The organism is Paractinoplanes ferrugineus (genome assembly GCF_016862195.1).
Classification (GTDB): Bacteria; Actinomycetota; Actinomycetes; order Mycobacteriales; family Micromonosporaceae; genus Actinoplanes; species Actinoplanes ferrugineus.
Map to the genome: position 1 here is coordinate 231,815 of NZ_BOMM01000047.1, position 15,565 is coordinate 247,379.

The following is a 15,565-nucleotide window of genomic DNA, read 5'->3' on the forward strand; positions in this document are numbered from 1 at the left end:
CTCGCGAATTGTTTCTTAAAAGGCTGCTCACGACCTTGTTTGAAATGACAGCAATGCTACGCTCATCGATAACAACGAAGGGAGGAAAAATGGAAGAGAAGATCGATTTTGGCAAGTTCCTGCAGGCGCTCGGCGACTTCCGCCGGGACAACGACGTCGCCCGTCCGACCGCGCACACGTCGAGTGTGAGCACCCGCGACTGGGAACGCGTCGAGCAGGCGCTCGCCGACGGAGCGAACCGCCGGTGACCGGGCCGGCCAGGCGGCGTGCCGCCTGGCCGGTTCCTCGCCACCCCACCGCTGAAATGGCGTTCTCCGGCAATACCAATGCCCGATGGGAGGCACGGATGGAACTGAGACTTCCCCGGCCGGACGAGTCGCTGACCGTCATTCTCAAGCTGGCCGGCGCAGCCTGCAACATCAACTGCTATTACTGCTACGAAAAGCGTAAACCGTACCCGGACGAGAATTGGCTGAGCCCGGAAACACTGGGCAAATTCCTGCGCACTGCCGGCACCCGCCCGCTCCGCATTGTTCTGCACGGTGGCGAGCCGCTGCTCATCGGAACCGCACGGATGCGCCCGCTGCTGGAATTGATGAGGTCTTACCCGGGGCCGCTGGAAATGACGATGCAGACGAACGGCATGCTGCTGACCGACGCCTGGGTCGACCTGTTCGACGAATACTTCCCGGACATCGACATCGGCGTGTCGATCGACGGTCCGCGGTCGGCCAACGCCTACCGCGTCGACTACCGCGACCTGCCGACGTTCGACCGGATGCTCCGCGGAGTGGAGCTGCTGCACCGTCGGGGCAAAACGATCGCCGTATGTGTCACGGTGACCAAACTGGTGCTGGACCGGGCCGCCGAGACCATGGCCATGATCGCCGAGCTTCCGCACGTCCGGGCCGTCCGGCTGAGTCCCTGCCTGGATTACAACGTGACCACCATCAAATTCCCCAAGGGCAACGCCCAGTCGCTCAGCCTGCTCAACGGTTCAGGTCAGGGGGCCGCCGGCTGGGCGACGACACCACATGAGTACGCCCGGTTCGTCGCCGACTGCTTCGACGTGTGGCACGAACGGCACTTCAGACAGTTCCTGGTGGAACCGCTCTTCTCGATGTTGCTGCATTTCTCCGGTGCCGATGTGACGCTGACCGACTGGTCGCTGACCAAGGAGCCGTTCATCGTGGCGCTCTACCCCGACGGCACGATCGGCGCGTCGGAGGAGATCTCCACACCGGACGCCCGCATCGGCCACGTGGACACCGTCCGCGACCTCGACGAGATAGTCGCGATGCAGCGCAATCCCGTACTGCGCGAAGCGATGGAGAGCCTGCTCGACTCCTGTACGGGATGTTCACACGCCCGGGTCTGCGCGGGCGGCTCACTCGCCGACCGGCTACGGCTGGTGGGAACCGATTGGGATCACGAGTACTGCGAATCGCGAAGGTGGTTGATCGACTATGTCCGGAATCGCTGTGAACACTTCGGCGTCCCGCTTCGACCTGCCGTCGGAGCTGGCTGAACGGGTCGACGCGTACCGTTGCGAGCGGCTTGCCCGGTTGGCCGAGATCCTCGACCGGATCCCCGGCTCCGACCGGTACCCCTGGGGCGGCCCGGCCGCAGCGGAATCCGCGCTGTGCTACGCCCTCGCCCATCATGTCTTCGAGGGCGTCAGCCGGGCCGCGCAGCACGGCGATGTGGCCGCGGTGACCCGGTCGCTCGCCCTGCGCACCGACCAGCAGGCGCTCCGGCCGGTGCGAACCGAGTCCGGCACGATGGTCGTGGTCCGGCCGGACCGTGCCGCCTTCGTCGACGACCCCGCGCTCGCCACCTCCCCGGTGGTGATCCTGACCCCCGAACTGGCAACGTCCACGGGCGACGGGGACGAACTCGTTCGCAGGGCGCGGGACATCGCGGTGACCGCGGGCTTCGGGTCGACGATGCGGCGCAACTCGCGGGTGGTGGTGCTGTTCGCCGAACGGCGTCCGACGGACGACAACGTCCGCAGCTGGACCACCACTGCCCTGCCCGCCACGGTCCATCTCGACTACTTCGCCGAACCCGGATACGTCGCCCGTGACCTGATCCACGAGGCTGCGCATTCCGAGCTCAACGACCTGTTCGCCGCGTACGGCGTCGACCTGCCAGCCGACGTCTCGTACTATGCGCCCTGGCTCGACACGCATCGCCCGGTGTTCGGCTTCCTGCACGGCAACTGGGCGTTCTCGCACGTCGCGCTCTTCTGCCGTTGGCTCTCCGAGACGGGCCCGTCGCCCGAGGTCCGGGCGTTCGCCGGGGCGATGTACCTGAAGCACGCGGAGCAACTGGCCACGGCTCGCGCCGACCTCGACCGAGCGCTGCGACTGCTGCCGGTCCCGCCGCTGGCCGAGCTCATCGCTCGTTACCGCGATGAGGTGCTGGAGGGCGTCACGGCCGGATCGACCCCGTCGTGACCTTCGCCGGCACCATCGGCCCCGCGCGCGGCGTCCTCGACGGCGGACCGCGCGAGACCGGCGCGGACGAGGCGTTCTGGCAGCGGATCCAGCCGGTGCTCAACCGGGTGGGGGTCACTCGGGTCGCCGACATCACCTGGCTGGACGACATGGGGATTCCCGCCTGCCAGGCGATCCGGCCGGACGCCCGGACCCTGTCGGTGTCGCAGGGCAAGGGCGCGACGGTCCTGCTCGCCGCCATCTCGGCGGCGATGGAGGCGATCGAGGTATGGCACGCGGAGAACCTCGGGCCGGCCCCGCACATCGCTCGGGTTCGCGAAGTGAGTGCCGGGCTCGGCTATCCACTGGCCGCGCTGCGGACGACGGCACGCAGCCCGCTGAACCCGGGTTCAGTGCTCGGCTGGAGCCCGGCGACGCGCCTGCTGGACGGCGTCGGAACACTGGTCCCGACCGACCTGTTGCGGCTGGACAGCACCGTGGCGCCCGAGTGGGCGCCGGTTCTGTTCGAGTGCACGAGCAACGGCCTGGCCAGCGGCGCCACCCGCGACCAGGCGGTGCTGCACGGCCTCCTGGAGACGGTCGAACGGGACGCACTGACCCGTCTCGGCGGCGAGCGCGGCTGCGCCGTCGATCCCGCCGCCCTCGGGACCACGGTGGCCACTCTGGCCGACCGATTCCGGCGGGCCGACGTGGCGGTGCGCATCGAGGCCATCGACACCCCGGTGCGGGTGGCCTGCTTCGCGGTCCGGATCCGCAGCGACGACTTCCCGGCCGAATTCCATGGGACCGCCGCCGGCTTCGACGCCCCGGCCACCGCTCTGCAGGCGATGATGGAGGCCGCGCAGGCCCGGGTCGCCGCGGTCGCGGGCACCCGGGAGGATCTGAGCGCCGAGCTCTACCACCGGGGTGCGGCTGCGGCACCGATGTCGTGGCCGGAGCCGGCAACGACTCAGCCGCCCGGCCCACGGATCGACGCTCCGCCGGACCGCGGCGCCGCCATAGCGCAGCTCACCCGCGAGATCAACGCACTGACCGGCTTCAGCCCGCTGGTAGTCGACCACACCCGGCCGGAGTTCGGCATCCCGGTCGTCCGCGTGGTGTGCCCGGGTCTGCACTGCCCGAACGGCTATTGAGGGTGGCGTCATGATCATGAGGTATCTCTTCGTCGGACCGACCCTGCAGACGACCGACGTGCCCGGCGACGCGGATCTGGTGATCCGGCCGCCGGTCGCCGCGGGCGATCTGCTGGCCCTGCCCCTGCGGCCGGGAGACGTCGTCGGCATCATCGACGGTTACTTCCATCAGAACCAGGCGATACCGCACAAGGAAATCCTCGCGGTCCTGGACCGCGGGGTCCGGGTGCTCGGAGCGGCCAGTATCGGGGCTCTCCGAGCGGCGGAACTCCACTCGTTCGGGATGACGGGAATCGGCGGCATCTTCGCCGACTACCGCGACGGGCGGCTGCGGGCGGACGACGAGGTGGCATTGCTGCACGGCCCCGCCGAGGACCACTTCCGGCCGCTGTCGGCCCCCCTGGTGAACATCCGCGCCGGCTTGGCGGTCGCCGTAAGGGCGGGGCTCTGCACTGCCGGGCAGGTCCGGGACATCGTCGGCGCGCTGGGGCGGATACCCTACCGGGACCGTAACCACCGGCGGATCGACGCGTACGCCCGCGAGGCCGGACTGACTCCCCCGGCGGCCCGGCGGCTGGCCGATTTCTGCCGGGACAATCCGGTCGACCGTAAGCGAGCCGACGGCCGGGAACTGGTCGTTCGGCTGACCGAGGAGCCGGCGCCACGGCCGGCCCGCCGACCGGTGCAGCGCACCGTCTATCTGCAACGGTGGGAGCTGACCGCCTCGGCCGCGGCGGATCTGTCCGCCATGCGGATGTGTCAGGTGCTGGCCGCTTCATATCCGCTCCGGCACCGGAACCTGACGCTGACCGGCCTGGTCGAGCAGTGCCGCCGGGACTGCGGGACGATCCGTGCCGCAACCGACGGGCCTGCCCGGGCGGCCGACGCGGTCCGGCACGGCGCACATCGCGGCTTCTACTCCCCCGGCCCGTTCACCGAGCCGTTCTCCGCCGGCCGGGAGGATCTGGACTTCCTGCTGTGCTGGACGACCGCGGCCGAGCGTGCCACGTGCGACACCGTCGAACTGCTGGCCCGGTTCCTGGTACGGGCCCTGCGCATCCGCCCCGGCATCGTCGACACCGAACGGATGCTGGCCGATTTCCGACGCGAACCCGCCCACGCCCGGATGCTCGGGCTCGGCACGCGCGTCCGGCAGATCAACGAGATGGGTCGCCGGCATCGGACGGATTTCGACCCGGCCGACATCGCGACGGAGCAGATCACCGCCTGGCTGTGCGCGCGCTGGTCCACGACCCCGGACGAGCTGGAGCTGGCCGCCTTCGACCGCGGCTTCTCCTCGACGGAAGATCTGCTGAGCGCCGCGCGCCCGGTCTATCTCGCCGCCCGCTGCGACGCCGAGATCGACGGCCTGGTGATGACAGCCGTGGACGATGCGGTGCGGTAGGCGCCCCGGTGTCTCTCCGAGGACGCGCGAACGGGCGGCGGCCGAGCGGTCGTTCCCACGTCGACGGCCCCACGTCGTACGGTTCGGGGAGCAACCCATGGACACGCCCGATGACACGACCCGCACCGGCACCCTTCAGGGAGCGCTTCGGTACCTCGTACTCGGCCTGTTCGCCTGTACCGCCGCGCTGATAGCGGTACTCGTCGGCGAGGCGGTGGTCAGCGCCGCCGGCTGGAACTCCGATCCGCACGGGTACGGAGTGATCTTCGCAATCCTGGGCGCGGCAGTCCTGACGCCGGTCGCACTCGCGCTGTGGCTGCTCTACCGATGGATGCGGCGACGCAGCAGCTGACGGCCGCAGGCCCCGCACCCGCCCGTTCCGCCATTGCCTACCCTGCTGGCGGCCGGTGGCCGAGACCCGACAACGGCCGTATCGACGCGCCAGGTCGCCGAACACGCTGAGAGCCCGGCCCCACGAAAAGATCGCTCACGTCCTGGGCGGATCGGCGGAGAGGCGATTCGCGCCGCGGATGAGTGCCGCTCGCACCCGGCACATCGTGGCGATGGCGGCGTCGACGTCGTTCAGCGCGGCTGGGTCGATATCGGCCGGGCGGGCGGGCGGCGAGAGCGTTGTCGAGTGCCTGCGCTGCTTGGCCGGGATGCCTGGTAGATCGGTGTCCGGGTCGGGCAGGCCGCGCTGCTGGTCAGCCGTAGTCGGCGTCGAGAGTTTCGCGGATCCGGTCGATCAGTTCCGCTTGGCTGAAAGGTTTGGTGATCAGCACGGTGTCGGCGTCGAGGACTCCTTTGCCGGTCGCGAACGGTTGCGCATAGCCGGACATGAACAACACTTTGACGTCGGGCCGGATCTGGTGGATCTGTTCGGCGAGTTCGGCGCCGTTCATGCGCGGCATCACCACGTCGGACAACACGAGGCTGACCGGCTGAGCCACGTCTTGGCAGATCTTGATCGCCTGGGGGCCGTCGGCGGCGGCGATCACCTGGTAGCCGTTGCGGCTCAGAATTCTCGCGGTGACTTCGCGCAGGGCTTCCTCGTCCTCGACCACCAGGATGGTCTCACCGGCGCGGGGCGGTTGCCGCGTTGTCGGCTCGGTGGCTGGGGTGTGGTGAGCCGGGTCGCCGGTTGCCGGCATCGCCTCGTCGGTGGCGGGCAGCGCGATGATGAACGCGGTTCCTGCTCCTGGGGTGGATTGAATCGTCGCGTATCCGCCGGCCTGGCTGATGATCCCGTATACCGTCGCGAGTCCCAGTCCGGTGCCTTGTCCGGCCGGTTTGGTGGTGAAGAACGGTTCGAACACTCGATCGAGCACGTCGGCGGGTATGCCGTGGCCGGTGTCGGCGATCCGGACTCGCGCGTACCGGCCGGCGGGCAAGGCGGGGAGGGTGCGGTCGGCGCCGTCGTGGGGAAGGTCCATGTTGCGGGTGTGCACGCTCAAGGTGCCGCCGCCGGGCATGGCGTCGCGGGCGTTGACGGCGAGGTTGACCAGGATCTGCTCGATCTGGCCGGGGTCGGCCATGATCGGCCAGAGGTGGGGGTCGAGTTCGACGTGCAGGTCGATGTGTTCGCCGATCGAGCGGCGCAGCAGTTGCTGCACGTCATCGATGACCTGGTTGAGGTCGAGCGGACGGGGGCGGACGACTTCGCGCCGGCCGAAGGCGAGCAACTGGTGGGTCAGCTCGGTGGCCCGTCCACCGGCGCGGAGCACCTGGTGCAGATCCCGGCAGGCTTGGCCCCGGTCGGGTGCGGACGGGGCGGCGGGGTCTTCGAGCAGGTCGAGGACCATGCGGGTGTAGTTGAGCATGACGGCGAGCAGGTTGTTGAAGTCGTGGGCGACCCCGCCGGCGAGTTGGCCGAGGCTTTCCAGTCGTTGCGCCTGGTGCAGTTGTTCTTCCAGGCGCCGGCGTTGTTCGGCGGCCGTGACCTGTTCGCGGTGGACGGCGAGTTGCCGCTGGGCGTCCTGTTCGGCGATCCGATCGGATACGTCGCGGACCGCGGCGGACACGATCATGTCGCCGCCGCAGGAGAGGGCGGACAGGGATATCTCGGCGGGGAACTCGGTGCCGTCCTTGCGGCGGGCGACCAGGGCCAGACCGGCGCCCATCGGCCGGGTGACCGGGAGGTCGGTGTAGCGGCGGCGTAGCTGTGGATGCCGGCTGCGGGATGCTTCGGGCACCAAAGTCTCGATCGCCTGGCCGACCAGTTCGGCGCGGTCGTAGCCGAAGAGCCGTTCGGCCTGTGAGTTGACCAGCAGGATCCGTCCGCTCTCGTCGACGGCGACGATGGCATCCGGGGCGGCGTCCAGCAGGCCGCGGTACTTGTGTTCGATGCTGACCCGCTCGGTGACGTCGCGGACCGCTGCGACGACCAGCCCGGACTCGGGTAGCGCGGACAGGGATATCTCGGCCGGGAACTCGCTGCCGTCGTTGCGTAGCGCCGCCAGAGTCGTCCCGGCCGCACCCATCGGTCGAGGGACCGGGCGGCTGTCATAGCTGTCCCGACGGCGTGGGTGCGCTGCCCGGAATCGGTGCGGAACGAGCAGGTCGACGGGTTTGCCGACGAGTTCGGTGCGCGGGTATCCGAAGATCCGCTCGGTCGCGGCGTTCGCGGCCACGATCAACCCGGCTCGGTCGACGGCCAGGACCGCGTCCGGCGCGGCTTCCCAGAGCCGGATCAGGACCTCGTCCGGCGCCGTGGTGGTCGCGGGCGCGCCGTCGGCCGCAGATGATGCTGACACAACGCCGAGCCTACGACCACCGGCTGCGCCAAAAGCCCGATTACCGCAGGTGACGGCCCACAGTAAACGGTCTGACCATGCCGAAACAGGCGCCGGCCGGCGACGCCGGCAGCCGCGAGATCCACCGTTACCGCGCCCGGGTGGGCGCTACCGGCACGGCGAATTGCTGCCCGCACGTTCGGCGACTGCAATGGGACCCGAACCGGCGAACATCCACCGTGGAGGAACACGGCCACAAGCCAGACCCCGCACCACCCACGCCGTCGCCCGGCAAGCGGGGAGTCGACCGCGTTGAGGTTCTTGTCCGCCGGTTGCCGGCCCCCGATACGTACCTCTACCCCCACCCGCACGGAACCCCGGTCGGAGCGTCCGCATCTCCACCGGGCGCTCGATCTGGTCGAGCACACCAGCCCGCCCCTGGCCGGCGAGCTCCGCGTCAAGCTCGACGAGAAGCGGCCCGGAAGGTCGTCCGGATCTGGTCGGTGAGGACGGCGGGCTGCTCGAGGGCGGCGAAGTGACCGCCGTGTTCGAGCTGGGCGTAGTGCAGCACCGTTTCGTAGCGCCGTTCGATCCAGCGCCGGGAGGCCTGGACGGCTTCGCCGGGGAAGATGCTGAACCCGGCGGGAACCGGATTGCGGCCGCCGGTGCCGGTGTTCATGGCGTTGCTCTGCCGGTCCTCCCAGTACAGCCGGGCGGCGGAGGCACCGGCGTTGGGCAGCCAGTAGAGCATGATGTCGTCGAGGATCTGGTCGCGATCGACGACCTTCTCGGGATCGCCGTCGTTGTCGGTGACGTCCTGCAACAGCGTGTAGATCCAGGCGGCGAGTCCGGCCGGGGAGTCCGCGAGGGAATATCCGATGGTCTGCGGCCGGGTCGCCTGTTCCCGGGCGTACCCGTCGAGCTCCGTCCGGTAGCGCTGAGCGCGCCCCATCATCTGTTGTTCCTCGCTGGTGGCTTCGCTCATCTCCTGGGCGGTGGGGAACACGAGCGGCAGGTTGAAATGCACTCCCCGGCTGCGCTCGGGTGCCTTGCGGGTGATCTGTTCGACGACGGCCGCGCCCCAGTCGCCGCCCTGGGCGAACCAGCTGTCGTACCCCAGACGCCGCATCAGGGTGATCCAGGCGTCCGCCGTCCGGGCGACGTTCCAGCCGGTGGTGGTGGGTTTGCCGGAGAAACCGAAGCCGGGCATCGAGGGAATGACCACGTGGAAGGCGTCCTCGGCGGTCCCGCCGTGCCCGACCGGGTCGGTCAGCGGTCCGATCAGCCGGCGGAATTCCAGGATCGAGCCGGGCCATCCGTGGCACAGCAGCAGCGGTACCGCGCCCGGCTCCGCCGAGCGGACGTGCAGGAAGTGGATGTCGAGGCCGTCGAGGACGGTGCTGGACGATCCGAGGCTGTTGAGGTCGCGCTCGGTGCGTCGCCAGTCGTAGCCGGTGGCCCAGTAGTCGCAGAGCGCTCGGATGCGGTCCAACTGCGGCCCTTGACCGGCGTCCGGCACGGTTTCGCGGTCCGGCCACCGGGTGGCTTCGAGTCGGCGGCGCAGGTCCCGCAGCTCAGCGTCGGATACCCCGATCGGGTACGGCTTGATGAGGTCGTCGGTCGTCATGGCGGCCACTATAGGCCAGAAGTGGAAGAGAAATTCAACTTGGAATTTCTCTTCCACATGGCTAGAGTCACCGGCGTGACCTTGCCCCTGCGCCGCGACGCCGAGCGGAACCGCCAGCTCCTGCTGCGAACGGCGGACGAGCTGATGGCCACCAGGGGTCTCGACGTGCCGTACGAGGACATCGCCCGAGCCGCCGGCACCGGGATGGGCACCGTTTACCGCCGGTTCCCGAACCGGCAGGACCTGCTCGACGCGCTGTTCAGCGAGCACATCGACACGGTGATCGGTCTCGTCGAGCAGGCCGCCCGCGACGACGACGCGTGGGCCGGGCTCACCCGGTTCCTCGAGCGGCAACTCGAGATCGAAGCGAGGAGCCGAGGGCTGGGGGAACTGCTCCGCGGCCAGAACCAGGCCACCGCGGTGGTCAAGCGGGCGCACGAACGCATGACCCCGGTGGTGGCGGAGCTCATCAACCGGGCCGTACGCGCGGGTCAGTTACCGGCCGGCACGACCCCCGCCGATTTCGCCACGGTGCACGTCATGGTCGGCAGCGTCATGGACGCGTCCCGCGCCTTCGCCCCGGAGCTGTGGCGACGCGCTCTCACGATCGCGCTGGCCGGCCTGCGCCACGCCGAACTACCCGGCGACCCGCCGGACGAGACCATCATCGGCCGCCTCTACAACAACCAGGATTGAAGGTTCCGCTCCTCATGACGCTGCCCGACGACCTACTCGAAGTTCTGCGCGGCAAGGCGATCTGCTTCGTCACCACGCTCATGCCCGACGGATCGCCGCAGATCTCCCAGACCTGGGCCGGCACGGACGGCGAGCACGTGCTCATCAACACGGTGGACACCCACCAGAAGACCCGCAACATCAAACGCGACCCCCGGATCGCCATCGGCATCGCCGACCCGGCCCGGCCGTTGCGGTCCTGGGCGCTGCGCGGCACCGTCGTGGAGGCCACCACCGTAGGGGCCCGGGAGAGCATCGACGAGCTGTCCCAGAAGTACATCGGCCGCCCGTACCCCGGCTTTGGCAACGGGACCGGCGAGCAGCAACGCGTCCTGCTCACCGTCAAGGTCGAAAAGCTGCACACGCCGTAGGCGGGCGCCCCGGTCCCGGGGGCCCGGAAAAGGTCGGACCCCTCCGTTCCTTCAAGTATCAGCGATCCGCGTCGATCTTGGGTTCGCGGACGCCGGCACGGCGCCAACGTTGATGGCTCGAAGGGCGGTTGGTGTTGTCGAACCTGCGCAAAGTCAAGATCGCGGCGCGTCTCGTGGGCAGCATGACTCTCCTTCTCAGTCTGATCGTCGCCATGATCAGCGTGGGTCTTGCCGCCATGTCGGGGCAGCGCGACGCGACCCGGACGGTCCAGGACTATCGGATCGCGACGCGGCTGGCGATGCAGGTCAAGTTCCGGTCCGCCGATTTCAACGGCTGGCAGACCGCCTACGCCTACGACGTGTCCCGGCAGGTGCCGGGTGCGACGTCGGACAAGGCGCCGAGCCGCGCCGCCTTCCTCGCTTCCGCCCAGGCTTTCCGGGTCGAGCTGACCGAGTTGCGCCAGGCCCGCTTGACGCCGGCCGAGGAGGCCACCGTCGCCGAGGCGCTGAACATGTTCAGCCAGTTCATGACCCTCGACGAGAAGATCATCGCGGACTTCCGCAGTGGCGATCCGAGCCGCGCCGCCAACGGCGAGAAGCTCGTCGCGGTCGACGAGATCGCCATCTTCAACAAGGTCGCCGCCGCCGTGGACAGCCTGGTCGCCTCGATCGACGAGGAGGCGGTCGCGGCCGTCTCCGCGTCGGACGACGCCTCCCGGCGAGCGTCCGTGCTGATGATCGCGGCCGGCACCGGTGTGGTGGCGATCGGCGCCGTCCTGGCCCTCCTGCTGATCCGTTCCATCACCCGGCCCCTGCGCGACCTGAACCACCGGCTGGCCGAGATCGCCGACGGCGACGGCGACCTGACCCAGCGCGTCCTGGACAGCGGTCGTGACGAGATCACCCAAGCGGCACACAGCTTCAACCGGTTCGCCGACCGGATGCAGACGTTGGTCGCCAAGGTGGCCGGCGAAGCGACCCGCGTCGCCCGGGCGGCCGACGAACTGAGCACGATCAGCACGCAGCTGTCCGGCGGGGCCGCGGACACCAGCGGTAAAGCCGGCGTGGTCAGCGCGGGCGCCGAAGAGGTCTCGGCCATCGTTGCCACCATGGCCGCGTCCGCGGAGGAGATGAGCGCATCCATCGCCGAGATCTCGCGCAGTGCGGCGCAAGCCACCCTCATCGCCGGGAACGGGGTTCGCGCCGCCGCCGACGCCGACCGGACCGTGACCCAGCTGGGTGCCTCCTCGACGGAGATCGAATCGATCGTCAAGCTGATCACGGCCATCGCCCAGCAGACCAATCTGCTGGCCTTGAACGCCACCATCGAGGCCGCCCGGGCCGGCGAGAGCGGCAAAGGCTTCGCCGTGGTCGCGGGCGAGGTCAAGGACCTCGCCCAGCAGACTGCCGCGGCGACGGAGCACATCGCCGCGCAGGTCGACACCATTCGCCGGGGCAGCGACGCCGCCGTGACCGCGATCGGGCAGATCTCCCAGATCGTCGAGGACATCAACGTCACTCAGACGACGATCGCCGCGGCGATCGAGGAGCAGACCGCGACCACGTCCGAGATGAGCCGCAACGTCGGGGAAACCGCCGCGGGTGCCGGTGAGATCGCCGCCAGCATCAGCGCCGTCGCGCGAACCGCGCAGGAAACCACCGCCAATGCGACCCGCACCGAGAACACCGCCCAGGAGCTGACCCGCGCGTCACGCGACCTCCAGGATCTGGTCGCCGGCTTCCGCTTCTAGCGGGAGATCGTCCGGCGGCCGTGGTCCGGGCGCAGACCGGCCGCCAAGGGGGTGGCTTGCCGTGGTTAACGTATCGGTGTGGCAAGCATGGAGACCCGATTCGCGGCCTGGCCGGGCCGTCTCGTCACGCTCGCCGGGATCTGGGTGCTGCTCAGTTTCCCGTTGCGCGCGTTCCACTGGACCTGGTGGGTGGACGACGGGTTCGGGCTGTTCAACCTGCCGGCCCAGCCCAACCTGTTCATCGCGGCGGCGCTGCTCGTGCTGGGCAGCGCGCTGCGGCGGCGGTTGCGGGCGGCGTTCCTGCTGCTGCTGGTCTACCAGGTGCTGGCCACGCTCGTCGACCTGACGGCAGCGGCCGTCGGCCTGGTGTTCTGGAACGATCCGGGCCGGGCCGACCTCGACATCTCCCGGGCCGATCTGATCCAGGTCATCATCGCCGCCCCGATCGGGGTGGCCGTGATCGTGCTGCTGTGGCGGGCGAGGCGGGCGTTCCCGGCACGGCTCGCGCACGGCTCCCGCCGGACGGCCCTGGCCCTGCTCGCCGCCGGCCTGGCCGTCTCCTGGGCGGTGGCGTTCGGTCTGACCGTGTTCTTCCCGGCCAGCCTGCGCGGCGTCGGTGAGCGGGTGGTCTGGGCCAACCGCACCGCCCTGGGCCTGGACACCGTCGGCAGCACCGCGGGCCTGCACGACCACCACGGCCACCACTGGGCGGCGATCGCGGTCTCGACGATATCGGCCCTGGTGCTGCTGGCCGCGGTCAGCGTCTTCCTGCGCTCGGCCCGCGCCGCGCAGTACATGAGCGCCGACGCCGAGCTGCACCTACGCCGGCTGATCCTGCAGGACGGCGAGCGCGATTCGCTGGGCTACTTCGCGACCCGGCGCGACAAGTCGGTCATCTTCTCCCCCGACGGGCGGGCCGCGATCACCTACCGGGTCGTCGCGTCGGTCAGCATGGCCAGCGCCGACCCGATCGGCCACCTCGGTTCCTGGCCCGCCGCGATCGACGCCTGGCAGGCCGAGGCACGCGCCCACGGCTGGTTCCCGGCGGTGCTCTCGGCCAGTGAGGAGGGGGCCAAGGCGTACGTCCAGGCGGGTCTGAAAGCTCTGACCATCGGCGACGAGGCCATCCTCGAGACGGCCGAGTTCAGCCTGCAGTCGCGGGCGATGAGCCCGGTCCGGCGGGCCGTCACCCGGGTCACTACGGCCGGCTACACCTGCCAGGTGCGCCGGCAGGCGGTCATCGGCGCCGACGACCGGGCCGAGATCGAGCGGGTGGCGGCGGCGTGGCGCGGCGACGACACCGAGCGCGGCTTCACGATGGCGCTGAGCCGCATCGGGGACCCGGCCGACGACCGCTGCGTGCTGGTCACCGCGCACGACAGCCAAGGGGCGGTCCGCGGGGTGCTCGGCTTCGTCCCGTGGGGCGTACACGGGCTGTCGCTCGACCTGATGCGCGCCGATCGGCAGGCCGAGAACGGCCTCACCGAATTCATGGTCGCCTCGCTGATGGCCGCCGCCAAGGACCTCGGCGTCCGCCGCGTCTCGCTCAACTTCGCGATGTTCCGCTCGATCTTCAGCTCGGCCGACAGTGTCGGCGCCGGCCCGGTCACCCGCCTGTCCGACGCCGTGCTGTCGGTCGCGTCCCGGTTCTGGCAGCTGGAGTCGCTCTACCGGGCGAACGCCAAATACCTGCCGTCGTGGTACCCCCGGTTCCTCTGCTTCGACTCCTCGCTCACGCTCAGCCGGGCCGCGATCGCGGCCGGCATCGCCGAGGGTTTCCTGCCGTCGCTGGCCCCGGCCGCGCCGGCCCGCGGTGACGAGATCGCCGAGTCGGTGCGCAAGCAGGAGGACGAACTGCTGCGCCCGGTCGCCCCGCCGCGGCGGCTCAGCCAGCAGCAGCTGGCCCGCCTGGAGAAGGCCCAGCGCCTGGTCGAGCTGGGCCACGAGCCCTACCCGGTCGCGGTTCCGCTCTCCGACCCGATCGCCGCGATCCGGGCCGCGTACCCCGCGCTCGACCCGGACGAGCGCACCGGCGCCCTGGTCTCGGTCACCGGCCGGGTCCGGGCCGTACGCGACCACGGCGGCGTGGTGTTCGCGTCGCTGCAGGACGGCGCCGACACCCTGCAGGCGATGCTCGCCGACGAGACCACCCCCGCGCCGGTCCTGGACCGGTGGCGGCGCACCGTCGACCTCGGCGACCACGTCAGCGTCACCGGCGAGGTCGTCGCGTCCCGCCGCGGCGAGCTGTCGATCCTGGTCGGCGAGTGGACGATGGCGGCCAAGTGCCTGCGCCCGCTGCCGGACACCCACGCCGGCTTCACCGACCCGGAGGCCCGGCTCAGCCAGCGCCACCTCGACCTGCTGGTCAACCCCGACGCGATGCGGGTGCTGCAGCATCGCAGTGCGGCGGTGAAGGCTCTGCGTGACGCTTTCTCGGTACGCGGGTACGCCGAGGTGGAGACCCCGATGCTGCAGGCCGTACACGGTGGGGCGGCGGCCCGGCCGTTCCGCACCCACATCAACGCCTACGACATGGACCTCTATCTGCGGATCGCGCCCGAGCTCTACCTCAAGCGGCTCTGCGTGGCCGGCATGAAGAAGGTCTTCGAGCTCAACCGGAACTTCCGCAACGAGGGCGTGGACGCCACCCACAACCCCGAGTTCACGTCGCTGGAGGCCTATCAGGCCTACGCCGACTACAACACGATGCGCGAGCTGACCCGCGAGATCATCCTGGAGGTCGCCACCGCGGTGCACGGCCGGCCGATCGCGATGCGCCCCGACGGCCCGGTGGACCTGAGCGACGAGTGGCCGGTGCTGACCGTGCACGAGGCGGTGAGCCGCGCAGCCGGGGCCGAGCTGACCTCGGCCACGGCCGCGGAGAAGGTCCGCGTGGTCTGCGACGCCCACGGCGTGCACGCGCCGGCCGACGCCACCTCGGGTGAACTGGTGCTGGAGCTCTACGACGCGCTCGTCGAGAAGCAGACCACCTATCCCACCTTCTACACCGACTTCCCGCTCGAGACGTCGCCGCTGACCCGCACCCATCGCAGCGACCCGCGGCTGTCCGAGCGGTGGGACCTGGTGGCGTTCGGGATGGAGCTGGGCACGGCGTACTCCGAGCTGGTCGACCCGGTCGAACAGCGCGACCGGCTCACCGCCCAGTCCCTGAAGGCAGCCGCCGGTGACATGGAGGCGATGCAGCTCGACGAGGCGTTCCTGACCGCCCTGGAGTACGCGATGCCCCCGACCGGCGGCCTCGGTCTCGGCGTCGACCGCCTGGTGATGCTTCTGACCGGCACCAACATCCGCACCACGCTTGCCTTTCCGTTCCACCGGTAGGCGAGCCGGC

At 70.0% G+C, this 15,565-nt stretch carries 12 protein-coding genes; 10 read left to right on the forward strand and 2 right to left on the reverse strand.

What is annotated here, in order from left to right; translation table 11 throughout:
• Positions 1-89 precede the first annotated feature (89 nt).
• The 6 genes from Afe05nite_RS25485 to Afe05nite_RS25510 all read left to right on the forward strand — a co-directional run bounded on the left by Afe05nite_RS25485 (position 90) and on the right by Afe05nite_RS25510 (position 5,349).
• Positions 90-248, forward strand: a complete 159-nt coding sequence (locus Afe05nite_RS25485) for a hypothetical protein (RefSeq protein ID WP_203819721.1) — start codon at positions 90-92, stop codon at positions 246-248.
• On the forward strand, positions 245-1,528 hold the full coding sequence (locus tag Afe05nite_RS25490; RefSeq protein ID WP_203819722.1) for a radical SAM protein: 1,284 nt from the start codon (positions 245-247) through the stop codon (positions 1,526-1,528). The genes Afe05nite_RS25485 and Afe05nite_RS25490 overlap by 4 nt, the downstream gene beginning before the upstream one ends.
• Positions 1,467-2,459: an aKG-HExxH-type peptide beta-hydroxylase gene (locus Afe05nite_RS25495; protein ID WP_203819723.1), complete on the forward strand. Its 993-nt coding sequence runs from the start codon at positions 1,467-1,469 to the stop codon at positions 2,457-2,459. The genes Afe05nite_RS25490 and Afe05nite_RS25495 overlap by 62 nt, the downstream gene beginning before the upstream one ends.
• Positions 2,456-3,592, forward strand: coding sequence for a YcaO-like family protein (locus Afe05nite_RS25500; RefSeq protein WP_203819724.1), 1,137 nt, complete (start codon positions 2,456-2,458; stop codon positions 3,590-3,592). Before Afe05nite_RS25495 ends, Afe05nite_RS25500 begins: the two co-directional genes overlap by 4 nt.
• 10 nt (positions 3,593-3,602) lie before the next feature.
• Positions 3,603-4,997 carry a TfuA-like protein gene (locus tag Afe05nite_RS25505; protein WP_203819725.1) on the forward strand — a complete coding sequence of 465 codons (1,395 nt, stop codon included), beginning with the start codon at positions 3,603-3,605 and terminating at the stop codon, positions 4,995-4,997.
• 97 nt (positions 4,998-5,094) lie between these two features.
• On the forward strand, positions 5,095-5,349 hold the full coding sequence (locus tag Afe05nite_RS25510; protein WP_203819726.1) for a hypothetical protein: 255 nt from the start codon (positions 5,095-5,097) through the stop codon (positions 5,347-5,349).
• A gap of 352 nt (positions 5,350-5,701) precedes the next feature.
• On the opposite strand, the gene Afe05nite_RS25515 is transcribed toward Afe05nite_RS25510, so the two are convergent.
• Positions 5,702-7,750: a hybrid sensor histidine kinase/response regulator gene (locus Afe05nite_RS25515; protein WP_203819727.1), complete on the reverse strand. Its 2,049-nt coding sequence runs from the start codon at positions 7,748-7,750 to the stop codon at positions 5,702-5,704.
• A gap of 436 nt (positions 7,751-8,186) precedes the next feature.
• Positions 8,187-9,356, reverse strand: coding sequence for an epoxide hydrolase family protein (locus tag Afe05nite_RS25520; RefSeq protein WP_203819728.1), 1,170 nt, complete (start codon positions 9,354-9,356; stop codon positions 8,187-8,189).
• Between the two features lie 75 nt (positions 9,357-9,431).
• Here Afe05nite_RS25520 and Afe05nite_RS25525 point away from each other — a divergent pair, with 75 nt between their 5' ends.
• The 4 genes from Afe05nite_RS25525 (at position 9,432) to lysX (ending at position 15,555) form a co-directional block, all read left to right on the forward strand.
• Positions 9,432-10,052, forward strand: a complete 621-nt coding sequence (locus Afe05nite_RS25525; protein ID WP_239118181.1) for a TetR/AcrR family transcriptional regulator — start codon at positions 9,432-9,434, stop codon at positions 10,050-10,052.
• A gap of 14 nt (positions 10,053-10,066) precedes the next feature.
• Positions 10,067-10,462 carry a TIGR03618 family F420-dependent PPOX class oxidoreductase gene (locus Afe05nite_RS25530; RefSeq protein WP_203819730.1) on the forward strand — a complete coding sequence of 132 codons (396 nt, stop codon included), beginning with the start codon at positions 10,067-10,069 and terminating at the stop codon, positions 10,460-10,462.
• 182 nt (positions 10,463-10,644) lie between these two features.
• The gene (locus Afe05nite_RS25535) at positions 10,645-12,213 is read left to right on the forward strand and encodes a methyl-accepting chemotaxis protein (RefSeq protein ID WP_203819731.1); all 1,569 of its coding nucleotides are present in this window, start codon (positions 10,645-10,647) and stop codon (positions 12,211-12,213) included.
• 87 nt (positions 12,214-12,300) lie between these two features.
• On the forward strand, positions 12,301-15,555 hold the full coding sequence (gene lysX, locus Afe05nite_RS25540; protein ID WP_203819803.1) for a bifunctional lysylphosphatidylglycerol synthetase/lysine--tRNA ligase LysX: 3,255 nt from the start codon (positions 12,301-12,303) through the stop codon (positions 15,553-15,555).
• The last annotated feature ends 10 nt before the right edge of the window (positions 15,556-15,565 follow it).